The organism is Janibacter limosus NBRC 16128 (assembly GCF_001570985.1).
GTDB classification, from domain to species: Bacteria; Actinomycetota; Actinomycetes; order Actinomycetales; family Dermatophilaceae; genus Janibacter; species Janibacter limosus.
Genome location: NZ_BCSS01000021.1, coordinates 1 through 25272, shown reverse-complemented (window position 1 = coordinate 25272; position 25272 = coordinate 1). Strand labels below are relative to the sequence as shown.

25 protein-coding genes are annotated in these 25272 nt (G+C 70.4%); 15 read left to right on the top strand and 10 right to left on the bottom strand.

What is annotated here, in order from left to right; all coding sequences use genetic code 11:
* Positions 1–16: 16 nt before the first annotated feature.
* The 4 genes from JLI01S_RS09415 to JLI01S_RS09400 all read right to left on the bottom strand — a co-directional run bounded on the left by JLI01S_RS09415 (position 17) and on the right by JLI01S_RS09400 (position 3859).
* Complete coding sequence (locus tag JLI01S_RS09415; RefSeq protein ID WP_068263719.1) at positions 17–1462, bottom strand: aldehyde dehydrogenase family protein; 1446 nt, start codon at positions 1460–1462, stop codon at positions 17–19.
* Complete coding sequence (locus JLI01S_RS09410) at positions 1459–2691, bottom strand: NAD(P)/FAD-dependent oxidoreductase (protein ID WP_068263716.1); 1233 nt, start codon at positions 2689–2691, stop codon at positions 1459–1461. Before JLI01S_RS09410 ends, JLI01S_RS09415 begins: the two co-directional genes overlap by 4 nt.
* A complete protein-coding gene (locus JLI01S_RS09405; RefSeq protein ID WP_068263713.1) occupies positions 2688–3038 on the bottom strand; it encodes a Rieske (2Fe-2S) protein in 351 nt (116 codons plus the stop codon). The genes JLI01S_RS09410 and JLI01S_RS09405 overlap by 4 nt, the downstream gene beginning before the upstream one ends.
* 101 nt (positions 3039–3139) lie before the next feature.
* A complete protein-coding gene (locus JLI01S_RS09400) occupies positions 3140–3859 on the bottom strand; it encodes an iron-containing redox enzyme family protein (RefSeq protein ID WP_068263710.1) in 720 nt (239 codons plus the stop codon).
* Positions 3860–4025: 166 nt separating this feature from the next.
* On the opposite strand from JLI01S_RS09400, the gene JLI01S_RS09395 reads away from it, so the two are divergent.
* Positions 4026–5093: an Ldh family oxidoreductase gene (locus JLI01S_RS09395; protein WP_169797313.1), complete on the top strand. Its 1068-nt coding sequence runs from the start codon at positions 4026–4028 to the stop codon at positions 5091–5093.
* Here the strand turns inward: JLI01S_RS09395 and JLI01S_RS09390 are convergent.
* A complete protein-coding gene (locus JLI01S_RS09390) occupies positions 5068–6195 on the bottom strand; it encodes a diacylglycerol/lipid kinase family protein (RefSeq protein ID WP_068263704.1) in 1128 nt (375 codons plus the stop codon). The two genes, JLI01S_RS09395 and JLI01S_RS09390, sit on opposite strands and share 26 nt — an antisense overlap.
* Before the next feature lie 88 nt (positions 6196–6283).
* Here JLI01S_RS09390 and serS point away from each other — a divergent pair, with 88 nt between their 5' ends.
* A complete protein-coding gene (gene serS / locus JLI01S_RS09385) occupies positions 6284–7612 on the top strand; it encodes a serine--tRNA ligase (protein WP_068263798.1) in 1329 nt (442 codons plus the stop codon).
* Positions 7613–7618: 6 nt separating this feature from the next.
* Positions 7619–10438 (top strand): helix-turn-helix transcriptional regulator, encoded by a 2820-nt coding sequence (locus tag JLI01S_RS09380; RefSeq protein WP_084349333.1) that lies wholly within the window; start codon positions 7619–7621, stop codon positions 10436–10438.
* A 13-nt stretch (positions 10439–10451) separates the two neighbouring features.
* On the opposite strand, the gene JLI01S_RS09375 is transcribed toward JLI01S_RS09380, so the two are convergent.
* The 3 genes from JLI01S_RS09375 to JLI01S_RS09365 all read right to left on the bottom strand — a co-directional run bounded on the left by JLI01S_RS09375 (position 10452) and on the right by JLI01S_RS09365 (position 12965).
* Positions 10452–11270 carry an ABC transporter permease gene (locus JLI01S_RS09375; protein WP_068263698.1) on the bottom strand — a complete coding sequence of 273 codons (819 nt, stop codon included), beginning with the start codon at positions 11268–11270 and terminating at the stop codon, positions 10452–10454.
* Positions 11267–12232: an ATP-binding cassette domain-containing protein gene (locus tag JLI01S_RS09370; protein ID WP_068263697.1), complete on the bottom strand. Its 966-nt coding sequence runs from the start codon at positions 12230–12232 to the stop codon at positions 11267–11269. The genes JLI01S_RS09375 and JLI01S_RS09370 overlap by 4 nt, the downstream gene beginning before the upstream one ends.
* A gap of 82 nt (positions 12233–12314) precedes the next feature.
* Positions 12315–12965, bottom strand: coding sequence for a DedA family protein (locus tag JLI01S_RS09365; RefSeq protein ID WP_068263691.1), 651 nt, complete (start codon positions 12963–12965; stop codon positions 12315–12317).
* Positions 12966–13057: 92 nt separating this feature from the next.
* On the opposite strand from JLI01S_RS09365, the gene JLI01S_RS09360 reads away from it, so the two are divergent.
* A complete protein-coding gene (locus JLI01S_RS09360) occupies positions 13058–13690 on the top strand; it encodes a TrmH family RNA methyltransferase (RefSeq protein WP_068263688.1) in 633 nt (210 codons plus the stop codon).
* A gap of 10 nt (positions 13691–13700) precedes the next feature.
* The gene (locus JLI01S_RS09355) at positions 13701–14417 is read left to right on the top strand and encodes a hypothetical protein (RefSeq protein WP_157074895.1); all 717 of its coding nucleotides are present in this window, start codon (positions 13701–13703) and stop codon (positions 14415–14417) included.
* On the opposite strand, the gene putP is transcribed toward JLI01S_RS09355, so the two are convergent.
* On the bottom strand, positions 14401–15927 hold the full coding sequence (gene putP / locus JLI01S_RS09350; RefSeq protein WP_068263683.1) for a sodium/proline symporter PutP: 1527 nt from the start codon (positions 15925–15927) through the stop codon (positions 14401–14403). The genes JLI01S_RS09355 and putP overlap by 17 nt on opposite strands.
* Before the next feature lie 129 nt (positions 15928–16056).
* On the opposite strand from putP, the gene JLI01S_RS09345 reads away from it, so the two are divergent.
* The gene (locus JLI01S_RS09345) at positions 16057–17265 is read left to right on the top strand and encodes a pyridoxal phosphate-dependent aminotransferase (RefSeq protein ID WP_068263680.1); all 1209 of its coding nucleotides are present in this window, start codon (positions 16057–16059) and stop codon (positions 17263–17265) included.
* 15 nt (positions 17266–17280) lie between these two features.
* Here the strand turns inward: JLI01S_RS09345 and JLI01S_RS16955 are convergent, their stop codons facing one another.
* The gene (locus tag JLI01S_RS16955) at positions 17281–17904 is read right to left on the bottom strand and encodes a hypothetical protein (RefSeq protein ID WP_157074894.1); all 624 of its coding nucleotides are present in this window, start codon (positions 17902–17904) and stop codon (positions 17281–17283) included.
* Positions 17905–18045: 141 nt separating this feature from the next.
* Here JLI01S_RS16955 and JLI01S_RS09330 point away from each other — a divergent pair, with 141 nt between their 5' ends.
* The 9 genes from JLI01S_RS09330 to JLI01S_RS09290 all read left to right on the top strand — a co-directional run.
* Positions 18046–18870: a GNAT family N-acetyltransferase gene (locus JLI01S_RS09330; RefSeq protein WP_157074893.1), complete on the top strand. Its 825-nt coding sequence runs from the start codon at positions 18046–18048 to the stop codon at positions 18868–18870.
* On the top strand, positions 18867–19703 hold the full coding sequence (locus JLI01S_RS09325) for a hypothetical protein (RefSeq protein WP_068263670.1): 837 nt from the start codon (positions 18867–18869) through the stop codon (positions 19701–19703). The genes JLI01S_RS09330 and JLI01S_RS09325 overlap by 4 nt, the downstream gene beginning before the upstream one ends.
* Positions 19704–19760: 57 nt before the next feature.
* Positions 19761–20795 carry a class II fructose-bisphosphate aldolase gene (gene fbaA / locus JLI01S_RS09320; protein WP_068263667.1) on the top strand — a complete coding sequence of 345 codons (1035 nt, stop codon included), beginning with the start codon at positions 19761–19763 and terminating at the stop codon, positions 20793–20795.
* Positions 20795–21196: a DUF3151 domain-containing protein gene (locus JLI01S_RS09315; RefSeq protein ID WP_068263664.1), complete on the top strand. Its 402-nt coding sequence runs from the start codon at positions 20795–20797 to the stop codon at positions 21194–21196. The genes fbaA and JLI01S_RS09315 overlap by 1 nt, the downstream gene beginning before the upstream one ends.
* A gap of 208 nt (positions 21197–21404) precedes the next feature.
* Complete coding sequence (locus JLI01S_RS09310; RefSeq protein WP_068263661.1) at positions 21405–22202, top strand: helix-turn-helix transcriptional regulator; 798 nt, start codon at positions 21405–21407, stop codon at positions 22200–22202.
* 81 nt (positions 22203–22283) lie between these two features.
* Complete coding sequence (locus JLI01S_RS09305; protein WP_068263651.1) at positions 22284–23573, top strand: adenylosuccinate synthase; 1290 nt, start codon at positions 22284–22286, stop codon at positions 23571–23573.
* A gap of 100 nt (positions 23574–23673) precedes the next feature.
* Entirely contained in the window at positions 23674–23853 is a 180-nt protein-coding gene (locus tag JLI01S_RS09300) for a DUF5302 domain-containing protein (protein ID WP_068263649.1), read from the top strand.
* Positions 23854–23947: 94 nt separating this feature from the next.
* A complete protein-coding gene (locus JLI01S_RS09295) occupies positions 23948–24436 on the top strand; it encodes an SRPBCC family protein (RefSeq protein WP_068263646.1) in 489 nt (162 codons plus the stop codon).
* Between the two features lie 3 nt (positions 24437–24439).
* The coding region (locus JLI01S_RS09290) for a phytoene desaturase family protein (RefSeq protein WP_157074892.1) at positions 24440–25272 on the top strand (833 nt) is incomplete at its 3' end.

Here is a 25272-nt window from a genome sequence, read left to right as displayed (position 1 = left end):
TGCTGTTCCTCTCGGGTCAGGGGGTGAAGTAGACGGTCTTGTCGGTGGTGTAGAAGCTCATCATCGAGGCGCCGGCCTGCTCCTTGAAGGTCTGCGTCGAGGAGTGCTTCATGCCGCCGAAGGGAGCGTTCATGGCCATGCCGTTGGTCGCCTGGTTGACCTTGACCAGGCCGGTGGCGACGTCCTCGGAGAAGCGGATCGCCCGGGAGATCTCGGAGGTCACGATCCCCGCGGAGAGTCCGTACTTGGTGTTGTTGACCACCCGCACGGCCTCGTCGTAGGACGAGACGGTGATGAAGGCGAGCACGGGGGAGAAGACCTCCTCCTGGGCCAGGTCCGACAGCGGGTCGACATCCCTGAAGATCGTCGGTCGCACGAAGTAGCCGCCACCCGGCGGGTCGGCCTGGTGGTCGGCCGGGTCGACGAGGACCGCGCCCTGGGACGTGGCGCCCTCGACGTAGTGGCAGAACTTGTCGATCTGGGCACGGTTGGCCAGGGGGCCGAAGGTGACGCCCTCGTCGAGCCCGTTGCCGACGCGGGCAGCCTGGGCCACCTGGCTGATGCGACGGACCAGCTCGTCGGCGACCGCCTCGTGCACGACGACGCGGGAGGTGCCGGTGCAGGCCTGGCCGGAGAGCCCGAAGGCTCCCTTGGCGATGATGGCGGCGGCCCGGTCGAGGTCGGAGTCCTCGAGCACGACGAGCGCGTTCTTGCCACCCATCTCCAGCTGGGTCCGCACGTCGACGCCGGTGACGCCGTGGATGGCAGTACCCACCTCGGTGGAGCCGGTGAAGGTGACGGCGTTGACCTCGTCATTGGCCACCATCGCCCGTCCGACCTCGGCGTGGCCGTGGACGAGTGCGAGCGCGCCCGACGGCACCCCCGCCTGGACGAGGGCCTCGACCAGGCGCTGACCCATCAGCGGGGTGACCTCGCTGGGCTTGAAGATGACCGCGTTGCCTGCGGCGAGTGCCGGCCCGAGCTTGCGCGAGGGGATGTTGAGCGGGAAGTTCCACGGGGTGATGGCCGCGACGATGCCCACGGGCTCGCGACGCGAGAAGACGAGGCTGCCGTCCCCGGTCGGGTACGTCTCTCCGGTCATGCGCAGCGCCTCGCCGGCGAAGAAGCGCAGGTTCTGAGGGGTGCGCGTCGTCTCCATGGTGGCCTCGGCGAGGGTCTTGCCCTCCTCCCGGACCAGCTCGACGGCGAGGTCCTGGGCCTGGGTCGCGAGGATGTCGGCGGCTGCGACGAGGACGTCAGCGCGCTTCTCCGGCGACGTGGCGGCCCACTCGTGCCGGTGCTCGGCCAGGTGCGCGACGGCGTCGTCGACATCGGTGCTGGTCGACTCCGGAGCGGTGGAGACCACCTCGTCCGGTCGTGCCGGGTTGGTGCGATCGAAGGAGGCGGCGGAGGCGGGCCACACCCAGTCACCTCCGATGTAGTTGCCCTTGAGTCGGGTCATGACGCGGCTCCTTCCAGGGCCTCGAAGAGATCCCGTTCGGGATCCGTGAGCAGTTCGACGGGGACGCTCGCGCCCATGTTGACGAGTTCGCGGGCCAGACCGACCGTCTCCTCGTCGTTGAGGGCGAAGACGGCGCTGACGGCGCCTTCGCGGATGAAGAAGGCGGTGAAGCTCGCGCCCTCGAGGTCGCCGCGGACGACCATCTGGTCCCCGGGCTCGGGGTGGCCGACGCCCTGGAGGTTCACTCCGAACTGGTCCGACCAGTACCAGTGCGGGTCGGAGTTGGTGATGTCCGCACCGAGCATCGACTGGGCGGCGACGGAGGCCTGCTTGCTCGCATTGTCGAAGTGCTCGACACGCACGCGCCCGTCGACGAGGGGGTGGTCCTGGTTGGCGACGTCGCCGGCCGCCCAGACGCCGGGCATGCTCGTGCGGCAGGAGGCATCGACCAGGATCCCGTTGTCGCAGTCGATGCCGGAGGCCTCGGCGACCTGGGTGTCGGGCACGATCCCGATCGCCACGACGACGTGGTCGGCGTGCACCTCACCACGGTCGGTCTCGACGACGACGCCGTCCGCGCTCTCGCGCACGGCACGTACTGCGGTGGTCAGCTGCAGGTCGATGCCCCGCTCGCGCTGGAGGCGTGCGCAGACGCCGGCCAGATCGGCTCCGAGTGCGCGTTGCATCGGTTGGTCGGCGGCCTCGATGACGGTGACGTCCACGCCCGCGTCCCGTGCTGCAGACGCGATCTCGGCGCCGATGAACCCGGCGCCGACGATCGCCAGGCGTGACGAGCTGCCCAGGGCGGAGCGGAGGCGGTCGGCATCATCTCGGGTGCGCAGGTAGTGGATCCGCTCGCCGGTGGCCTCGCCGAGGGTCCGGGGACTGCCGCCGGTCGCGAGGAGGACCGCGTCGGCGGCGATGCGCTCGCCGCCGGTGGTGACGACGACCGGCCCGGGCTCGACGCGCTCGACGGTCACGTCCGTGCGCACGAGCACGTCGTTGGTGGTGGTCCAGTCCTCGGGCAGGAGCTCGATGCTGGAGTCGGCGTCCGCGAGGTACTCCTTGGACAGCGGCGGCCGCTGGTAGGGGCGGTGCGGCTCGGATCCGAGGATGGTGATCGGTCCGGTGTACTTCTTGCGGCGCAGCGTGCGGCTCGCGACGGCAGCGGACTGGCCGCCACCGACGATGACGACGCCGGCGGGAAGGGGGGAGGTCGTCTCGCTCATGCCGTGGTCACCACTCCCGAGTCGGCGGTCTTGTCCGCGGGGTCGAGACTCACCGAGATGGTGCCGTCCTCGGCCACCCGCACTGCATACGTGGGCTGGCACCCGTCCTGGTCCTCGGGTTCACCGGTGGCCGGGTCGAACTTCCACTGGTGGCCGGGGCAGATGACCTTCCCGAAGAGGAGGGTCCCCTTGCTGAGGCGGCGCTCCTCGTGGATGCAGATGTCGTTGAGGGCGTAGACCGTGCTGCCGACGTAGAAGAGGGCGATCGGGGTTTCGTCGATCTCGACGGCCTTCTTCTTGCGAAGCTTCAGGTCCTTGACGTTGCCGACGTCGTGCCAGGTGCTCATCGTCCTGCTCCTGTGGGGTGTGGTGCCGGTGGCCGGCGGGGCGAAAGTGGGTAGAGCAAGAGCGGGCGCCGGGGCGGCGCCCGCTCTTGTGGTCGTGGCGGTCAGGCCGCGGCGGGCTCGAGGTCCTCGGCGACATAGCTGTCGTAGAGGGACTTCGTGTAGCTGAAGCGCATCTCGGCGCCGATGCGCACGGCCTCGAGGCAACGCTGCTGCAGCTCGGGGGTGTCCGCGCCCTCGAGCACGATCTGGTAGCCGCGCTCGCCGTGGACGACGTCCGAGGTGATGTGCAGGTCGAAGAACTCGATCTCGTCCTCGGTGAAGCCGTAGGTCTCGCGCAGGGGGATGATCTGCTTGGTGTAGATCTGCGGGACCTGGGACTCAAGGCCGACGACCAGTGCGGCGGTCGCGACGACATAGTGCTCACGGTCGGCGATCTGGTAGCACCACGCCTGCAGCCCGCGGGTCACGGCGTTCATGTTGCGCGGGTCCTCGATGCGCTCGGCCGTGGTGCCGCAGGCCTCCGCGAAGCGGACCAGCAGGTCCGTGTGGCGGATGTCGGCCAGCTCCTCCTCGTACATGTTCTGCAGGAGGAAGTCCTTGGCGTCCTTGTGGCTGTCCGGGGTGTTGCGGTAGACGAGGCCCAGGTAGTCGGCGAAGAAGCCGACGTAGTGGTAGTGGTTCTCCGCCCAGCGGGCGAAGTGCTTGCGCTCGAGCTTGCCCTCGGCCCAAGCCTTGCTGAAGTTGGCGGTCGAGGCCTCGCGACCCTTGATCGCATCCTGGAGCGCGGCGCGGAAGTCCTCTTGGGACAGCAGCTCTGCCATGTCAGTCACCTTTTCTCTTCCGGTTCGTAAGCCGGGGTTGGTTCGATGACTCCACGCTAGGACGCCGCGGGGCACGACTCTAGGGTGATGGTGCACATGGATCATGCCTGTTTTCCGTGCACAAGGACCAAGGCCCCGAGTGGCCGCCGCTGACACGATGGGCCGCGTGACCAGCGCAGACGAGATCCGGCAGCACATCCCCCTTCGCGACCTGCACGACCTGGCGCGCGATGTCCTCGTCGGGGTGGGGATGCCGCCCGAGCACGCGACGTGGACGGCGGACGCGCTCGTGTGGGCCGACGCCCACGGACTGCCGGCGCACGGGGTCTCGAGCAAGCTCGTCCAGTGCGTGCAGCGGATCCGGGCGGGTGGCACGACCCCCGATCCGCGGATCCGGGTCGTCCAGGACCGTCCGGCCCACCAGCTGATCGACGTCGACGGCGCCTGGGGGCAGGTTGCCGGGACCCTCGCCATGCTGCGCGCGGTGGACAAGGCCACGACCCAGGGCCTGGCCGCGGTCTCCGTGCGCGGCGCGACCTCTGCCGCCGCCATGGGCTACTTCGCAGACCTGGCTGCCGACCGCGGCTGCATCGGACTGGCCGTCACGAATGGCCCCGCGCTCATCGCAGCGCCCGGGGGCCGTCGTCGGGTCGTCGGCAACCAGGGTCACGCCCTGGCCGCCCCCGGTGAGGGCGACGAGCGGATCCTCTACGACACGGCCACCACGACCATGTCGACCGGCGAGATGGACGGGTACCACGAGCGCGGCGAGCTGCTGCCCGATGGCGTGCTCCGCGACAGCGACGGCGAGCCGACGAGGGACCCCTCGCTGTGGACCACCGGCCTGCTCGAGCCCATCGGCGGGCACCGAGGCTTCGGCCTCAGCCTGGCCCTCGAGGTGCTCACCGGCGTGCTGGCCGGTGGCGAGCGCTTCGGGGACGAGGTGGGCCTGCCCACCCGGCACGACGAGGCGCAGGGCGTGAGCCTCTTCATGCTCGCCATCGCTCCCACGGACGATGTGGACCTGGCCGACCGCGTGCACCAGATCCTGCGTCTCGTCGCAGGCTCCGGCGAGGACGCGCGCGCACCGGGGGTGCGGGCGGTGGCCGGGGCGCGAGCGGCGGCGGAGCACGGCGTGACCCTGTCGGGAGCCCAGCTGGAGCGGTTGGCGAACATCGCGGCCAGCTGTGGGCTGGACCCGCAGTGGCTCAGGCCCCGGCCACCCGCACGATGAGTGCCTGCGGGTCGACGCTCACCCGCAGCCGGGAGGCCTCTCCGATGACATCGCCGTCGACCTGGACGGGGTGCGGCTCGTCGACCTCGACCGTGTAGAGCGTTCCGGTCGTGCGGATCATCTCGTTGCCGTCACGCTCTGAGCGCCCGAGCACGCGCAGCGCGATCGAACCCCAGCCGATGAGGGTCTTGGGGGCGATGACCACGCCGTCGAGCTGACCGTCGTCGACGCGGCCGCTCGGGACGAGCTGGATGCCGCCCTGGAGGGTGCCGCAGTTGCAGATGAGGATCGTGCGCGCGAGCACCGGCTCCTGGACGCGCCCGTCGATGCTCCACCGCACGCGGAAGCGCTTGACGAAGAGCTTGCGGAACCCGGTGACGAAGTAGGCGCTCCAGCCGACCCGCGCCTTGAACTCCTCGCTCGTGCCGCCCATGATCTCGGCGTCGAAGCCCATGCCCGCCATGACGAGGAAGGGGTGACGCTGCACGGGCGGGCCCTCGACCGGCTCCTCGGCCTGGCCCGAGTCGTCCGTGGCCGGCTCCTCCGCGGGGTCGAGCTCGAGCCACGCCACGTCGACCGCCTTGTTGCGGCCGCTGTAGGCCACCTGCAGCGCCGGCACGAGGTCGGCGCCCACGGGGATGTCCAGGTTGCGGGCCAGCAGGTTGCCGGTGCCCTTGGGCAGCAGCCCCATCGGGGTGCGCGTCCCGGCGAGCGCCACCGCAACCGCGCGGGTGGTGCCGTCACCGCCGAGGGGGCAGACGAGGTCCACGCCCTCCTCGAGCGCCAGCCGGGCCTGACCGGTGCCGGGGTCCTGCGCCGTCGTCTCGATGAAGAGGGGTTCGACCCAGCCGAGTCGGGTGCTCGCCGCCGTCAGCTCCGCCCGGACGAGGGCGACATCGTCGAACTTGGTCGGGTTGATGATGATCGCCGCGCGCCGCTCGCGCGCGCTCTTGCCCCCCTTGCGGAAGCTGCTGCGCTCCGGCCGGCGGCGTCCGCGGGTGGCGCGTGCCGCGCCGGGGCCGGCCAGAACGAGCCCGACGACGACGCCGATGAGGGCCAGCGAGAGGGCGATGGCGAGCGCCAAGAGGGTCCAGTCCGACACGTCGGTGACGCTACCTCAGCGCGAGGTGTCCGGAGCGCACTGCTCGGTGGGGTCCGAGCCGGCGCGCATCGCGGATATCCTGCACAGCGTGATCGACCTCAAGTTCTTGCGTGACCAGCCCGACGCCGTCCGAGCGAGCCAGCGTGCCCGCGGCGAGGACGAGTCGCTCGTCGACGCCGTCATCGCCGCGGACGACCGCCGTCGCACCTCGATCCAGGCCTTCGAGGCGGCCCGGTCGGAGCAGAAGGCAGCGAGCAAGGAGCTCGGCCCCGTGATGGGTCGGCTCAGCAAGCTGAAGAAGACCGACCCGGACAGCGCCGACCTCCCCGCGCTCGAGGCCGAGGCAGCCGGTCTGCGGGACAAGGGCGCCGCGATGTCCGCCCGCGTCAAGGAGCTCGAGGCCGCGGCGGACACCGCCAAGGCGGAGCTGGACACCTCCCTTCGCTCCATCGGCAATGTCATCCAGGAGGGTGTCCCCGCCGGTGGCGAGGAGGACTTCGACCTGCTCGAGGAGGTCGGGACGCCGCGCGACTTCGCCGCGGAGGGCTTCGAGCCCAAGGACCACCTCGAGCTCGGCGAGCTGCTCGGCGCCATCGACATGGAGCGCGGCGCCAAGGTGAGCGGCAGCCGCTTCTACTACCTCAAGGGCGCTGGTGCACAGCTGGAGATGGCCCTCATGGGGCTGGCGCAGCAGATCGCAGCCGAGGAGGGCTTCACCCCGCTCGTCGTGCCGACCCTCGTGCGCCCCGAGACGATGGCCGGGACCGGCTACCTCGACGCGCACGACGACGTCTACCACCTACCCGCCGACGACCTCTACCTCACCGGCACCTCGGAGGTCGCGCTCGCGGGCTTCCACGCCGACGAGATCCTCGACCTGCGTGACGGGCCGATCCGCTATGTGTCGACGTCGACCTGCTTCCGTCGCGAGGCCGGCAGCTATGGCAAGGACACCCGCGGCATCTTCCGCGTGCACCAGTTCCAGAAGACCGAGATGTTCGTCTTCTGCCGGCCCGAGGACGCCGTGGCCGAGCACGACAACCTGCTGCGCATCGAGCGGCGCATCCTCGAGGCCCTCGAGCTGCCCTACCGGGTGATCGACGTCGCCGCCGGCGACCTCGGCGGTCCCGCGAGCCGCAAGTACGACTGCGAGGCGTGGGTGCCGACCCAGGGCAAGTACCGCGAGCTGACCTCGACGAGCAACTGCACGACCTTCCAGGCGCGCCGCCTGGGCATCCGTGAGCGCAATGCCGAAGGCGGTGGCACCCGCACCCTCGCCACCCTCAACGGCACCGCGATCACGAGCACCCGGCCGATCGTCGCGATCCTCGAGAACCACCAGCTGGCCGATGGCTCGATCCGCGTCCCCGCAGCGCTCCAACCCTTCATGGGGCGCGAGGTCATCGCTCCTCGATGACGTGACGTGGACAAGTGGTGGAGGGGCCGAGCCGCTCTCCTGCCGTCTGCGGGTTACGTTGGAGTGGTCCGCGAGGGAGGAGCGACTCGAGTGAACCTGGCTGCCCATCACGACTCGGGGGGAACACCCGCCCCGGTGGGGCGCGCCCGTCTGCTCGCGTCCGTGACGGCCCGTGTCCTCGACGGGCAGGCCGTGGCCATCCACGGCCCGCGCGGCATGGGGCGCTCGACCTTCCTCGATCTCGTCGCGTCGGGACTGCCGACGGTTGTCGTCGTGCGGATCGCGCGCCTGGGACTGCCGGGCCACGGGGCATCGGTCATCGCGCAGGCCTTTGACGCGGCGACCCTCGACGAGCTGCCCGACAGCATGCGCTTGACCCTCCTGGACACCCAGCGGGCCGGCTCCACGGACCCGACCCGGCTCGGCGACGCGCTCACCGAGCTGCTCACCGCCCAGGCGGCCCACGCTCCCTTCGTCCTCGTCATCGACGATGCGCAGCACCTCGACGAGCTGAGCGCCCTGGCCCTGCGTGCCGCCGCGGCCCGCTCTCTCGGCCCGGGCGCCCTGGGCATGGTGATCGGCATCGGACCTGCCGACCCCTCGCCCGAGACGGGCTTCGTCCCCAGCACCACCTACGCGCGCGAGGTGCCGGTGCTGCACATCGATCTGCCCTCCTTCGCCGGCGCGGACACGGTCGAGATGCTGACGGCAGTCGGTGTGCCCACCGACACCGCGCTGTGGGCCCACCGCGAGTCCGGCGGCAACCCCGGTCTCGCGCACGAGATCGCCGAGACCGCCGACCTGCTCTCGCCGGCGAGCATCTCCCGTGCCGAGTACAGCCGGGCGCGCGAGCGGGTCCAGGGCCTGTCAAAGACCGTGCTGACGACCTTGCGCCGGATCGCGGCCATGCACCAGCCGACGATCTCCGTGCTGACGACGCTCGGCGGCAGTGATGCCGTGGCCAGCATCCGCACGGCCAAGCACCTCTCGCTCCTCGTGTCCGAGGACGACTACCTGCGGCTGACGCCGGGGGCGCTCGGGGACGTGCTCCTGGAGTCGGTCGACAGCGACGAGCTGATCCGGTTGCACCGTGAGCTGGCCGAGCACGCGGCCAACCCGGCGCTCGCCCGCTACCACCTGGCCCTTGCCGGTGATCCGGGGACCTCCCCCTCGGACCTGGCCTCCTCGGCGAGTGCGACCGCCGCTCGTGGTGAGCACGACCTGGCGGCCCAGCTGTACCTGATCGCCGCCGACGCGGGCACTCCCGAGCGAGCCGAGTGGATCACCTGCTGCCTCGAGAACGCGGTGATCGGCAAGGAGACGCGGGTCCTGCACCGCGCCATCGAGAGCGCCGCCGAGCTCACCGAGCCGCACCAGCGGGTGCGGGCCGACCTCGCGCTGCTCGAGCTCGACGCCAGCTCCCCGGACGAGATCCTCATCGCGGCCATGCACGCGTCCGAGCGGTACCCGGAGCTCCAGGCCCGCGTGCTGCTCCAGCGGGCCCGCATCCTCCTGGGTACGCACGACCTGCGCACGGCCCTCGAGCTGGCACAGCGCGCGGTGGACCTGGCCGCGAAGGCCGGCCGGCCCGACCTGGAGGTCGACGCCCTGACCGTCGCCGCCGCTGCCAGCCACACCCTGGGCGAAGGGAGTGCCCGCGGGCTCATCGAGCAGGCGTCGGCCCTCGCCGGCCCGACACGTCCCGGCCAGGTGCACACCTCCGCGAGGTACATCGCGGCCCGATTCGCCCTCCACGACGACGACCTGCGCCGGGCGCGGTCGGAGTTCGTCGACATGCTCGACGGGGTCGGGCCCGACGCCGGCTACGACACGGTCCACGTCCTGCGCAGCCTCGTCGAGGTCGTGGCCCGCCAGGGCCGTGGCCGCGAGGCGCTGGAGCTGGCCGGGCGGGCCACCCGGGCGGCGACCCACTTCGACACCCCGGTCGCGACGACCTGGTACATCGAGGCCATCGCCGAGAGCGTGGGTGGCTCCTTCGAGCGGGCCGCCACGGTGAGTGCACGGGGTGTCGAGCTGGCCCGGCAGCAGGGCGACGAGCGGTACCTGCGCCGGCAGCTGGCCCACCTGGGTCTGGCCCGACTGCACCTGGACGGGCTGGACGAGGCGGTGGCCGCCTTCCGTGAGCTGCGGGAGATCGATGCGGCGAGCGGCATCGGGGACATGACCTCCCTGCGGTGGCACGCCGACGGCGTCACCGCGCTCGCCCTGGCCGGTGAGGTCGACGAGGCCCGAGAGGTCCTCGCCGCCATCCGGGAGGCCGTCGACGCCTGGGACGGTGCGCCCGGTGTCGACATCGCAGCCGATCGTGCCGAGGCGGAGATCTGCGCGGCGAGCGGGGACCTCGACGAGGCCCGCCGACTGGCGACCCGATCGGCGACGCAGGCTGCCGAGAGGCGGCTGCCCATCGAGGAGGCGAGGTCGCTCGTCACACTCGCCCACGTCGAGCGGCGTGCCCGGCGGTCGGGGCGCAGCCGCGAGGCCGCGGCACGGGCTCGCGAGGTCCTGCGTCCGCTCCACGCGGAGCCGTGGACGGCGTGGGTCCAGGCCCGCTTCCCCGACGGTGCGGCGCTGCACACGCTGGAGCCGGAGGAGCCCGAGGGGCAGGACGCGCTCGCGCTGCTGACCCTCACCGAGCAGCAGGTCGCCGGGCTCGTCGCCGACGGCGCGAGCAACCGGGAGATCGCCCAGCGGCTGCACCTGAGCGTCAAGACGGTCGAGGGCACCCTGACGCGGATCTATCGCAAGACCGGGCTGCGCTCACGCACCCAGCTCGCGGCCCTGGTCCTGGGTCACGGCTCTCGCTGATCTGCAGCCACCCTCAGTCGGTGGTGCGCGCGTTGAAGGCACGCAGGGCCAGTGGAGCGATGACCAGGGTGATGCCGACGGACCAGATGATCGTCGCCAGCTCCGGGTGGTGCAGTGGCCACGGGGCATCGGGTCGCAGTGGCTGACCGGCGACACCCCAGTTGTCCCGCATGGCCTGGCTGAGGGAGCTGATGGGGTTCCACTCGGCGATCGTGCGCAGCCACGACGGCATGACGTCGGTGCGGGCGAAGGCATTGGACAAGAAGGTGATCGGGAAGATCGTCGTGAACATCAGGCCGTTGACCGCCTCGACCGAGCGCATCGCGGAGCCGACGAGGATGCCGATCCAGATCATCGCGAAGCCGAAGAGCAGCAGCAGCGCGTAGCCGATCAGTGAGTGGATCACGCCCTCGTGCAGGCGCCAGCCGATGAAGAGACCCGTCACCGACATGACCGCGACACCGATGCTCGAGTGGATGAGGGCGGCGATGCTGCGCGAGATGAGGATCGAGGAGCGTCGGATCGGCAGGGAGCGGAGCCGGTCGACCATGCCCTTGCTGATGTCGGTGTTGAGGCCGATGGCGACGATGAAGGAGCTGAAGGCGATGGTCTGCGCCATGATCCCCGGCAGCAGCCATGGCTTGTAGTCGACGCCGGGGATCTGGATCGAGCCGCCGAAGACGAAGGCGAAGAGCAGCACGAACATGATCGGCTGGATCGTGACATCGGTGAGCATCTCGGGCTGACGCTTGATGTGCGTGAGGTTGCGACGCACGAGTGTCGTGATCTGACGGACCCGGCCAGCGCCGGTGGTCGGTGTGGCCACGCTCATTGGGGGACCTCCTGGTTGCTGGTCTCCTCGGCCATGTGGCCCGTGAGGGAGAGGAAGACGTCGTCGAGGCTGGGACGCTGCATGCCCAGGTCGTCGACCTCGATGCCCACGCCGTCGAGCACCGCCGCGATGCGGGTCAGCTCCGAGACCTCCGCGCCCGGCGCGGTGAGACGACGGGCGTCGGAGTCGACGTGGAGGTCGCCGACGACTCCACGGACCAGGTCGGCAGCCCGGGACACCTCGTCGTGCCGCGACACGGTGACGACCAGGCTCGTCGCGCCCGACTGGTTCTTCAGCTCCAGCGGGGTGCCCTGGGCGATGATCTGACCGTGGTCGATGACGCACACGCGGTCGGCCAGCTGGTCGGCCTCATCAAGGTACTGAGTGGTGAGCAGCAGGGTGGTGCCGTCACGCACGAGGTCACGCAGCACGTCCCACAGCTCGACCCGGCTGCGCGGGTCGAGGCCGGTCGTCGGCTCGTCGAGGAAGAGCACGGCCGGGTGCGCGATGAGGCTGACGGCCAGGTCGATGCGTCGCCGCATGCCGCCGGAGTAGTCCTTGACCACCTTGTTGCCCGCCTCGGTGAGCGAAAAGCGCTCGAGCAGATCGTCGGCGCGCCGCTTCACCTCGCGACCGGGCAACCCGTAGAGGTCGCCGATGAGCCGCAGATTTTCCCGGCCGGTCAGCAGGTCGTCGACGGTCGCGCCCTGCGCAGTGAGGCCCATGCTCGCGCGCACGGCGTCGGGCTGGGTCACGACGTCGTACCCGGCGACGCGGGCGGACCCGCTGGTCGGGATCGCGAGGGTGGTCATCATGCGGACGGTGGTCGTCTTGCCGGCGCCGTTGGGTCCCAGGAGCCCGAAGACCGTGCCTCTCGGGACCTCGAAGCTCACGTCGTCGACGGCGACGAAGTCGCCAAACGTCTTCACCAGGCCGGTGGCCTCGATCACGGGTGCGGTCATGTCCGAAAACCCTACGGGTCACCCCCGACACCGCACGAGCGAATTTCCCCCGCTCGGCGCCTGCCGCACACCGGCCGAAATGTCAGTCGAGGGTCTCGATGTCGATGTGGTCGTCCGGGTCGTGGCTGCGGCGCCGGGCGCGCAGGACCATCCACCCGATGACCCCGAGCACGGCGAGGATGATCAGCAGGTAGACGACCTTGCTGATGGGGTCCATGTACTGCTCGACGAGGTCGTAGCGGTCGCCGAGCTGGAAGCCGATCCAGACGAAGAGGCTGTTCCAGATGAGCGAGCCCGCGGTCGTGTACCCGAGGAACTGCCCCAGCGGCATCCGGTCGATGCCGGCAGGGATGGAGATGAGGCTTCGGATTCCGGGGACGAATCGGCCGAAGAAGACGGCCTTGGGGCCGTGCTTGGTGAACCAGATGTCCGTCTTGTCGATGTCGGCGACGTCGACCAACGGCATCTTGTGCGCGATGACCTTGAGCCGGTCCAGACCCAGCGCGGCACCGATCCCGTACAGCAGCAGCGCGCCCGTGACCGAGCCGAGCGTCGCCCACAGGACCGCTTCGACGATCGAGTAGCGACCCGTCGCCGCGGTGAAGCCGGCCAGCGGCAGGATCACCTCGCTGGGGATCGGCGGAAAGAGGTTTTCCAGGAAGATGCCGAGCGCGATCCCGGGGCCCCCGATGCTGTCCATGAGGGCGAGGACCCAGTCGACGACGGTGTTCATGCAGTCCTTCCGAGGCGGTGGCGTCTACGTTGGGGTCCGTGCGGACCCCGGATGATCATGCCAAGGCTAAGGGCGAAGTCTCGACGCCCCCTGTGAGCCACGGCGTCGGTCCGTGGGACGGTCCCTGGCCCGAGGACGCCCGACTCGACCCCGAGCTCCTGCGCGGCGGGGACCGGCGCAATGTCGAGGATCGGTACCGCTACTGGTCCCACGACGCGATCACGGCGGACCTGGCCACGCGCCGCCACGACTTCCACGTCGCGATCGAGAACTGGGAGCACGACTTCAACATCGGCTCCGTCGTGCGCACCGCCAATGCGCTCGGTGCCGCCGCCTTCCACATCGTCGGCAAGCGACGGTGGAACCGTCGCGGCGCGATGGTCACCGACCGCTACCAGGTGGAGCACCATCACCCGGACGTCGCCGACCTCGTGGAGTGGGCGAGCACCGCGGGCGAAGGGGGGACCCCCCTTCGCCTCATCGGCATCGACAACGTCCCCGGCTCGGTCCCGATCGAGACCTACGACCTGCCGCGAGGCTGCGTGCTCGTCTTCGGCCAAGAGGGGCCCGGGATCTCCGCGGAGATGCTGGCTGCGTGCGACGACGTCCTCGAGATCAGCCAGTTCGGCTCGACCCGGTCGATGAACGCCGGCGCCGCCGCAGCCATCGCGATGCACGCGTGGGTACGGCGGCACCACTTCGGACAGGTGCCCGACGGTGGATGAGATGGGGACGATGAGCGATGCCGTGCGCCACGCGCGGGAAGGAGACTTCTCCCAGGGGGTCGACTTCGGGATCCTCGAGTGGCAGCAGATCCGGCTGACGCCGTCGCTGCGTGGCTGGGCTCGCTGGCAGATGGCGGCCGGGGCGGTCAAGGCGCTCGCGATGATCTCGGCGCCCGCGGGGCTGCTGCTTCCGTTGGGTGGAGACGACTTCGGCAGTCGGATGTCGGGCGAGGGCTTCCACGGCGACGGTCTCGGGACGGGGGTGCACCTGACCTTCTGGTTCGCGGCGATCGGTCAGGCATGGGTGCTCCTCGACTGGTGGCGTCGAGGGCGCGAGCGCAGCGGGGCGGCGGTCGCATGCGCCGTCCTGGCCCTGCTGTCGGCGATGGTGGCGCCGTGGTGGTTCGCCCTCGGCATGTCCGCGCACGCGGCCCAGGGCATCCTCGCGCCGATCATCGCCACCGGGCTGCTCGCCGTGGCCGTCCTCGTCGCCCATCTGGGTGCCTCGCGACCCACCGTGCCGGACCGCCGCGAGATCGAGCTGGCCCAGCGGGTCCAGGCGCTGCCCGAGGTCGAGCAGCAGGCGATGCGTGAGGAGCGGGAGACCATCCTGACGATCCTGCAGGAGCGGGACCTCATCGACGTCGCGCGGGCGGAGGAGGCCCGCGCCACGTCGCTCGGTGAGTGGTGGCGCCTCGACGAGAGGTCGGCTACGACACCGTCGTGAGGTCGATGTCCCCGCGGGAGGCCGACAGCTCGCGCTCCATCAGGGTGAACTCCTCGTCCACCTCCGGGTTGGGGGAGGGCTTCATCAGGGAGATCCCGACCGCGACGAGCAGGTTGAGGATGAAGCCGGGCACGATCTCGTACATGGTGGAGGTCAGGACCTCGACATTGCCCCAGACGAAGACGGTGACCGCACCGGTGATCATGCCGGCCAGCGCGCCCGTGGCGGTGAGCCGGCGCCAGTACAGCGACAGCAGGACGATCGGGCCGAACGCGGCGCCGAAGCCGGCCCAAGCGAAGGCAACGAGCTCGAGGATGGCCGAGCTCGGGTCGAGTGCCAGCACGAGGCCGACGAGGGCGACGACGAGCACGCCGATGCGGCCGTACATGAGCAGGGCCTTGTCGGAGGCCTTGCGGCCGGTCAGGTTGACGAGGTCCTCGACGAGGGCCGAGGAGCAGACGACGAGCTGGCTGGACATCGTCGACATGATCGCGGCGAGCACGGCCGCGAGGACGAAGCCGGCGACGAGCGGGTGGAAGAAGACCTGGCTGAGCAGGAGGAAGACCGTCTCCGGGTCATCGAGCGTCTTGGCCGGGTCGGGGCCGTTGAAGTAGGCGACACCGATGAGGGCGGTGGCGACGGCACCGAGGCCGGTGATGATCATCCAGGTCGTGCTGACGATCCGCCCGTAGTGAGCATCTGCGGGGCTGCGCAGCGCCATGAAACGCACGATGATGTGCGGCTGGCCGAAGTAGCCCAGGCCCCATGCGGCGGTCGAGAAGATGCTGATGGCGAGCAGCACGACGCCGTCGTTGCCGGCGAAGAGGTTGAAGGCGTCGGGGTTGACGGCCCGGACGTCGGAGACGATGTCGCCGGGCGAGCCCATCGTGATCACGGCCACGATCGGCACGGCGACGAGCGCGGCAAACATCAGCAGACCCTGGGCGACGTCGGTGAGCGTGGCCCCGAGGAAGCCACCGAAGAGCGTGTAGAGCAGCGTGATCGCCGCGACGAGCAGCACACCGTGCAGGTAGGTCCAGCCGAAGGAGCTCTCGAAGAACTTGCCCGCCGCGACCATGCCGGAGGAGACGTAGAAGGTGAAGAAGACGAGGATGATCAGCGCCGCGACGATGCGCAGCACGTGCGTGTGGTCGCGCAGCCGCCGCTCGAAGAAGCTGGGGATGGTGATCGAGTCACCGGCGATCTCGGTGTAGGCGCGCAGCCGCGGGGCCACGTACTTCCAGTTGAGCCAGGCGCCGATGGTCAGGCCGATGGCGATCCACGACTCGATGAGGCCGGAGGCGTAGATCGCGCCGGGCAGACCCATGAGGAGCCACCCGGACATGTCGGCGGCGTTGGCGGACAGCGCCGCGACGGCCGGGTGCAGCCCGCGCTCGGCGAGCATGTAGCCGTCGATGTTGCGGGTGCGCGTGTAGGCGTAGAACCCGATGGCGATCATCAGCGCGAAGTACACCCCGATCGCGATCATCTGGTAGCTCGTCTCCGACATGGCGTGTCCTTGCTCTCGGGTGTCGCTGCAGGGTGTGGCCGGGCGACTGTACCGCCGTCGTCACACCTCTCGCTCCCTGAGGAGGTCGCGCAGCGACCGTCTCGAAGGGGCCGGTGTGAGGATGTGGCCATGACGTCATCTCCCTTCGCTCCATCCGCACGATCGGCCGTCGCCCCCTTCGAGGTCATGGACGTCCTCGCCACCGTCGCCCGCATGCGCGCAGAGGGAAGGGAGGTCATCTCGCTGTGTGCGGGGGAGCCCAGCCAGGGCGCGCCGAGCGCGGTCCACGCGGCCGCCGCGCGCACCCACGCCGAGCAGCGGTCTCTCGGTTACACGCCGGCGCTGGGGATCGCCCCGCTGCGCGCGGCGATCGCCGGTCACTACGCCCGCTGGTACGGCCTCGACCTCGACCCGTCGGAGGTGGCGGTCACCACCGGCTCGTCGGGCGGTTTCGTCCTCGCCTTCCTCGCGGCCTTCGACCACGGCGACCGGGTGGCACTCGCGCAGCCGGGGTACCCCGCCTATCGCAACATCCTCGCCAGCCTCGGCTGCGAGGTCGTCGACATCGAGACCGGTCCGGCCGAGCGCTACCAGCCCACCGTCGCCCAGCTCGAGGCGGCGCACGCGCAGGCCCCGCTCGCCGGGCTCGTCCTCGCCTCGCCCGCCAACCCGACGGGCACGATGGTCGACCGCGGTGAGCTCACCGCGATCGCCGCCTGGTGCAGCGCCCACGGCGTGCGGTTGGTGAGCGACGAGATCTACCACGGCGTCACGTACGCCGATCCCGCGTCACCCGATGCGAAGGGGGTCTGTGCCCGCGAGATCGACGAGCACGCCATCGTCGTCTCCTCCTTCAGCAAGTACTGGGGGATGACCGGCTGGCGGCTCGGCTGGCTGCTCGTCCCGCAGGACCTGCGCGCGGCCGTCGACGCGCTGGCCGGCAACATCGCGCTCTGCCCGCCGGCCGGTGCGCAGGAGGCCGCCGTCGCTGCCTTCACCGAGGAGTCCTACGCCCAGGGTGAGGCGGCACGGCTCGACTTCGCTCGGGCCCGTGAGGTGCTGCTCGAGCACGCCCCCGAGCTCGGCTGGGGCGCAGCGGCGCCCGCCGACGGTGCCTTCTACTACTGGGCGGAGCTGGGGGACCAGCTCGCGGGCTTCGCCGATGCTCGGGAGTACGCATCGGCGCTGCTCGAGGCGACCGGTGTGGCGGTCACACCGGGAGGCGACTTCGACCCGGTCGTCGGCTCGCGGTGCGTGCGCCTGTCCCTCGCGGCCGGACCGGATGCCATCGCCGAGGCCCTGGACCGGATCATCACCTGGCAGGCCTCACGCCGGTAGGTGATCTTGTCAGGCTCAGGGCTGCTGTACGTCCCCCTCGTTGGTGAGGTCCTTCCAGTCCGTGCACGCGACATCGATGGTGAAAGGGATGCCTTCGCGCCGCGTGCCGTCGGGGTTCGTCTGCTCGCCCTCGCCCTCGACGTGCACGGATTCTTCCGTCATCGTCATCGTGGTGTCTCCCTCGCTGTTGGCGCTGCTGTACCTGACCGGGTCGGCATCCCGGTCCGACGGGCGGGTGATGCTCACGTTCTTGACCGTGGCCTTGTCGCCAGCGATGTCGAAGTGCGTGGTGATGAAGCCGGTCTCCGACTCGGGGTTCTCCTTCAGCTGGTCAAGGGACACGTTCTCCATGAGGACCGCCGAGCCGACCTTGCCGTTGGGGCTGCGGGCGCAGATGGCCCGCCAACTGTCGTCGATCCTGACCTTCGTGCCGTCCACGGTGGCCGAGTTGGCCCCCGCGGCGTCGTCTCCTGCCGACGAGTCCGAGCCGGAAGAGGCCTTCGAAGAGGTGTCCTGCGAGGACGAGCCGTCCTCCTCGGAGCTGCCGCTCGAGTCTCCGGACCCGCAGGCGCCCAGCGCGAGTGCGAGTGCGGCTGCTGCGGCGCCGACGACATGACGGCTCCGGGCGTACGTACGCATGGTTGGTGTCCCCTTCGATCTGCAACGCCGTGTCCCCCACGGCGACACCAAGGTAACAAGGGGAGCGGGCTGACTCGACCGGTCGTCGGGAGCCCACACGAAGCACGTCGATCGTCGCATCGCGTGGCAGGGTTCACGACCATGACGATCCTCGACGACTTCCACGCCCAGATCCGGCTCGCCGGGCGTGAGGACGAACCGCGCCCCGGCCTGGTCCAGGACACTGATGGTCCGGTACGACGCACCTGGTCCTCGGACCCGACGAAGTTCGCCATGGTCGAGTGCCCGGCAGGTCTCGGGGACGACCCTGACCACTGGATCGACCGCCAGGTGGAGTTCTTCACGGAGCGCGGGCAGGAGCTCGAGTGGAAGACCTACGACTACGACGAGCCGGCTGACCTGCTCGACCGGTTGCGTGCCCACGGATTCACCGCCGAGGACGACGAAGCGCTGGTCCTCGGCGAGGTCGCGGACCTCCTCCACCCGGTCGAGGCGAAGGGCGTTCGCCTGCGACTCGTCGACGTGGGGGACGACGCGGCTTTCGCCGGGATCGCCGACCTGCACGAGATCGTGTGGGGACGCCGCGACGGCCACACCCAGCAGCTGCGCGACGAGCTGCGCAGGAGCCCCGAGACGTTGGACGTCTTCGTGGCCGAGGCCACCGAGCCGATGGAGGTCGACAGCCACCGGGTCGAGGTCGGTCAGATCGTGTGCGGCGCCTGGGTGCGCTACAGCCCGGGCACCGACTTCTGCTCTCTCTGGGGCGGGACGACCCGCCCCGCAGCCCGCCGGCGCGGCATCTACCGTGCCCTCGTCGCGGAGCGCGCCCGCTACGCGACCGAGCGGGGCTTCCCCTTCGTCCGGGTGGACTGCTCGCCGGACTCGCTGCCGATCCTCACCCGCCTCGGTCTGCGACGGGTCGCCACGACCGTCCCCGCCACGCTCACCCCGGGGCGACGTCCGTGAGCGAGGCCCTCGTCGCGCTCGAGGAGGCGACCGCGCAGTGGCAGCGGCAGGTCGATCTCGACGCTCGGATCGCCCGGACGCGGGCGGACGTGCCCTTGCTGGACGCCGAGGCGCAGCGCAGCCAGCACCCCTTTGCCGTCGCCAATGCCACGACGGCGCGGGAGTACCTCGCCCGGCTCGCGCAGGAGCGCACGGCCCTGGGCGATGCCGCGCATCGCTACGAGTCGGCAGCCGCCGCGCGCGAGGCGGAGCTGGTCGGGGGAGGTGGCCGGGCGAGCGAGCGGCTCACCGGCATCGCCCACGAGATCGGGAGGGCGCAGGCCCTGCTGCGCGAGCTGCAGGAGGCCCAGCACGCCGGCCGCACGGCCGAGGCCCTGCTCTCCCAGGCGCGCGAGCAGCTCGAGATGATCTGGCGGCTCAGCTCCGCGGACAGCTCGGTGGTGGCCTCCCCGCTCGCCGACCTGGACAAGTACAGCCGTCTGGGGCCGGTCAACGATCTGCTCCTGCAGGTCAACGCGGCGCTGGCGGACTTCGGGAGGGAGGTCGTCGACACCGGCGCCCAGGTCGCCTTCCCTCCTCTGCCGCCGCTCGAGGTGTCCGGGACGGTCAGGGCCTTCGACGTGCTCAACACGATCGGCGTGGAGACCGCGGTGTCGCTGCGGGCCAGCCGCGCCGTGACCAATGTGCACCACTGCCGGGATGCGGTCCGTCAGGTCCTCGCCGAGATCGACCGCCGACTCGCGCAGACCCGGACCGCGCTGCACGCCCTTGGCGCAGAGCGGCATGACCTGCTGAGCGAGCGTGGGGAAGGCCAGTGGACTCCTCCCGGGTGACGAGGTCTGCGAGGATCATCTCGAGACCACCCACTCTGCGCCAGGAGGCCTGTAGTCATGCCCATCGCAACTCCAGACGTTTATCGCGACATGCTCGACCGCGCCAAGGCAGGCTCCTTCGCCTACCCCGCGATCAACGTGACCTCCAGCCAGACCCTCAACGCCGCGATCCGCGGCTTCGCCGAGGCCGGCAGTGACGGCATCGTGCAGGTCTCCACCGGGGGTGGCGAGTACCTGTCCGGCCCGACGGTCAAGGACATGGTCACCGGCTCCCTGGCGCTCGCCGCCTACGCGCAGGAGGTGGCCAAGAACTTCGACGTCAACATCGCCCTGCACACCGACCACTGCCCCAAGGACAAGCTGGACGGCTTCGTCCGCCCGCTGCTCGCGGCGAGCAAGGAGCGCAAGGACAAGACCGGCTTGCCGATCTTCCAGTCGCACATGTGGGACGGCTCGGCCGTGCCGCTGGCTGAAAACCTGCAGATCGCGCAGGAGCTCCTCGAGCTCTCCGCGGCGGCCGACATCATCCTCGAGGTGGAGATCGGTGTCGTCGGTGGTGAGGAGGACGGTGTCGCCAACGAGATCAACGACCAGCTCTACACCACACCCGAGGACGCGCTCGCGACCGTCGAGGCCCTCGGCCTGGGCGAGAAGGGCCGCTACATGACGGCCCTGACCTTCGGCAACGTCCACGGCGTCTACAAGCCGGGCAACGTCAAGCTGCGCCCCGAGATCCTGAAGCAGTGCCAGGACGCGATCGTCGCGAAGTACGGCAGCGACCACGGCGAGCGTCCGCTCGACCTCGTCTTCCACGGTGGCTCCGGCTCGACTGCGCAGGAGATCAGCGACGCGGTCGACTTCGGCGTCGTGAAGATGAATGTCGACACCGACACGCAGTACGCCTTCACACGCCCGGTCGCCGGCTGGATGCTCGAGAACTACTCGGGCGTGCTCAAGATCGACGGCGAGGTCGGCAACAAGAAGCAGTACGACCCCCGCGCCTGGGGCAAGGAGGCGGAGGCCGCCATGGCCGTCCGCATCGTCGAGGCCTGCGAAAACCTGCGCTCGGCCGGGACGTCGGTGAAGGCCTGATGGACAACCTGCTCGGAATCCCCGAAACCCTGCTGCCCGAGGACCCCGCCGCGGCCCGGATCGACGCCGGTGAGGATGCCACCACGGTGGCGGCGGACCTCCCTTCGTCCTCCCTGCCGTGGGCGGTGCTCGCCGAGGCCGCCCTCGACGGCGGCCGCTCGATCGAGGCCTATGCCTACGCCCGCACCGGCTACCACCGCGGTCTCGATGCGCTGCGGCGCTCGGGCTGGAAGGGCCAGGGGCCGGTGCCGTGGTCGCACCTGCCCAACCGCGGCTTCCTCCGCGCGCTCGCTGCCCTCTCGCAGGCGGCCGGCGAGATCGAGGAGACCGAGGAGGAGCAGCGCTGCCGCACCTTCCTGACGGACTCGTCGCTGGAGGCGGCCCGAGCCCTGCTCGGCTGACCCCCGTCCACACGCACGAAGGGCGTCACGACCACTGGTCGTGACGCCCTTCGTCGCCGGTCCGGTGTCCCGAGTCCGGAAGTTGCGAGGCGCGGGGCGCCGCTCTGAGTCCCCTGATCCATCGGCGGCGCCCGCGCGCAGGGCCAGTCTGCCGCACGAAAAGGCCCAAACATGGCACTAGGAGGCCACTGGCAATAACATGCCAATCATGTCTCCTCCGTCGACGCCCGATGACGAACCGCTGCGTCGCCTCGAGCAGTACCTCGCCGAGGACACCTTCCGCATCGAGCAGGGCCGCGAAAAGCTGATCGACATCGGCGATGCCTTGATGACTCTGCGTGCGCGCATGCACAACATCGACCTCGGCGACGATCCCGGCGTCCAGGTGCTGACCCAGGAGATGGCGGCGCCGATGATCGACCGCATCGCCGGTCAGGTGGACCGGACGGACAATGTCATCCTCGACATGGAGGTCGGCGCCGGCCGCGAGGAGATCAACGGCCGGCACGAGCGCGTCCGCGCGGTGGAGGGGCAGGTCCAGCGGACGCTGCTGCACCCGACGGTGCTGCGGACCGAGCTGGCGCGCAGCGAGCTGGCGGCCAAGCGCGGGACCGGGCAGCTGCAGCGGGTCTCGGAGCTCGTGGGCACCGAGTTCATCCTCCTCGGCGGCGAAGCGGTCGTCACGTTATCGGAGTGGGCACACCCGCAGGCGCCCTATGTCTTCATCCGAAACCCCGCGCTCGTGCAGTGCTTCGCGGCGTGGTTCGAGCTCATGTGGTCGCTCTCGCCCGAGGTCGAGGCACCCGAGGGCAGTGCCGACGACGCGCTCATCCGGATGCTCGCGCTGGGAGCCAAGGACGAGATGATCGCCCGCACCCTGCACGTCGGGCTGCGCACGGTCCGCCGCAGGGTCGCGGCCCTGATGGACCAGTACGGGGTGGGCACCCGGCTCCAGCTGGGGATCGCACTGGAGCGCGACGGTCGGCTCGCGAGGGCACCTCGGTAGAGTGGACCGGGTGAGCAGCCGCGGGAGACCCGCGGCTGACGTGCTGTCGAGACCCGCTCCAGCTGCGGGCAAGGAGGACCGATGTCGGCGATCGTGCTGATCGGAGCCCAGTGGGGCGATGAGGGCAAGGGCAAGGCCACCGACCTGATGGGCAGCGACGTCGACTACGTCGTGAAGTTCAACGGTGGCAACAACGCCGGCCACACGGTCGTCATCGAGGGTGAGAAGTACGCGCTGCACCTGCTGCCCTCCGGCATCCTGACGCCGAGCGTCATCCCCATCATCGGCAACGGCGTCGTCGTCGACCTCGAGGTGCTCTTTCAGGAGCTCGACGGCCTCGATGCCCGCGGTGTGGACACCTCCAAGCTGCTCATCAGCGCCAATGCGCACCTCATCGCGCCGTACAACCGCACGCTCGACAAGGTGACCGAGCGGTTCCTCGGCAAGCGCAAGATCGGTACGACCGGCCGTGGTATCGGCCCGACCTACGCCGACAAGATGAACCGCATCGGCATCCGCGTGCAGGACATCTTCGACGAGGGGATCCTGCGGCAGAAGGTCGAGGCCGCACTCGCCGTCAAGAACCAGATCCTGGCCAAGATCTACAACACCCGTGCCGCGGACGTCGACGCCGTCGTCGAGGAGCTGCTCTCCTACGCCGACCGGCTCCGCCCGATGGTCGCCGACACCAGCCTGGTGCTCGAGCAGGCGCTCGACGAGGGCAAGAACGTGCTGCTCGAGGCCGGCCAGGCGACGCTGCTCGACGTCGACCACGGCACCTACCCCTTCGTCACCTCGTCCTCGGCCACGGCCGGCGGCGCCTGCACCGGGTCCGGCATCCCGCCGACCCGGGTCAGCCGGGTCATCGCGATCCTCAAGGCGTACTCCACCCGTGTGGGGGAGGGGCCCTTCCCGACCGAGCTCTTCGACGACGACGGTGAGTTCCTGCGCAAGACCGGCCACGAGTACGGCACGACCACGGGCCGCCCGCGTCGGTGCGGCTGGCTCGATGCCGTCGTCGGCCGCTACGCGACCCGGATCAACGGCGTCACGGACTTCGTCATCACCAAGCTCGATGTCCTCACCGGCCTGGAGCGCGTCCCGATCTGCATCGCCTACGAGATCGATGGCGAGCGGGTCGAGCAGATGCCGGTCAACCAGTCCGACGTGCACCACGCCAAGCCGATCTACGAGTACCTCGACGGCTGGTGGGAGGACATCACGCACTGCCGCACCTTCGAGGAGCTGCCGGCCAACGCCCAGGCCTATGTCCTACGCGCCGAGGAGCTCATCGGCGCCCGGGTCTCGGCCATCGGCGTCGGCCCGGGCCGCGAGGAGATCATCCAGCGCCACCCGCTGCTCGATTCCTGACGGAGGAACGAAAAGGCGTTGCCTTCTCCCCCTGCGTGCAGGAGGGTTGGTGCAGACGGGGCCGCAGTCGCGGTCCCGGCCAGCGACGAAGGGAGGTCCCATGAGCAACCACGAGAGCGCTCCTGAGGACGTGAAGGCGAAGTTCCGGGAAGCGTTGGAGAAGAAGCAGCAGCACGGCGGAGCACATGTCTCGCCGGGTGGGTCGCACGGCAAGGTCGAGGACGCGCACCGCGCCGAGACCACCGCGACCCAGCAGATGTTCCGCCGCAAGAGCGGCTGACCGACACCTCCTACTCGCGGCCCCCGGAGCGGATGTTTCGGGGGCCGACGGGGTAGGGGTGGTCCGATGACCCCGATACCCAGGAGGTGCGGCCATGGGCGCCGACGCCACGACCCATGACCTCTCCGGGAGCGCCCCGGTTCGCTGGACGACGACTGCCCCACCCGAGCGCGTGTGGTCGGTCATCGAGGACGGCTGGACCTACGCCGCGTGGGTCGTCGGCGCCTCGCGGGTGCGCTCCGTCGACGAGTCCTGGCCGGCTGAGGGGACCCAGCTGCACCACTCGGTGGGGGTGTGGCCGCTCGTGCGCAATGACCGGACCTCGGTGGTCGAGGTCGATCCCGCGAGGATGCGCATCGTCCTGCGGGCCCGGGTGCGGCCCTTCGGGACGCAGCTCGTCGAGATCGACGTGGCCAGTCAGGCCGAGGGGTCGGTGGTCACGATGCGTGAGGACGCCTCCGGCGGTCTCGCCGTCCTCGCGCCCCGACCGCTGCGTCAGGTCGGACTGACCCTGCGCAACCGTGAGGCCCTGCGCCGGCTGTGTCTCCTCGCTGAGCGTGAGACGCACGCCGAGGAGGCCTGAGGGATGGAGAGTGTCGACGCCGTCGTCATCGGTGCCGGTCACCACGGACTCGTCACCGCTGCCTATCTGGCCGATGCCGGCTGGGACGTGCTCGTCGTCGAAGAACGTGACCGCGTGGGCGGAGCCGTCTCGAGCCGCAGCAGCGATGGGTGGACCGAGGACGAGTTCAGCGCCTGTCACCCCCTCGCGATGGCTTCCCCGGTGCTCCGCGGGCTCGATCTCGAGGCGCACGGGCTGCAGTGGGAGCACGCGGAGCGGCCGCTCGCCCATGTCGCGGGAGCGGGCGAAGGGGGTGTCGCCCTCCACGCCGACGCAGAGGCGACCGCTGCCGGGCTCGACCGAGAGCACGCGGGGGACGGCGAGGCCTGGCTGCGCATGTTCGAGCAGTGGCAGCGGGTGCGTGACCCGCTCCTGGGCGCACTGCTGACCCGGTGGCCGCCGGTCAAGGACGCCGCTCGGGTCCTCTCCCGACTGGGGCTGCGTGAGGCTCCCGACCTGGCCCGGCTCGCGGTGCTGCCGGTGACCCAGCTGGCGGCGGAGGGCTTCGGCGGCCGCGGCGCCGGCCAGCTGTTTGCGGGCAATGCGATGCACGCCGACATCCCGCCGACCTCCGCCGGCAGCGGCCTCTACGGGTGGCTCATGACGATGCTGTGCCAGGAGGTGGGCTTCCCCTCGCCGAGGGGTGGGACCCGGGAGCTCGCCGAGGCACTGTGTCGCCGGGCGGAGGCCGCGGGCGCGCGGATCGAGACCGACACCTCCGTGTCGAGGGTCGTCGTCGCCGGCGGACGGGTCCGCGGCGTGGAGCTGGCCGGCGGGCGGCGGGTGCGCGCGCGTCG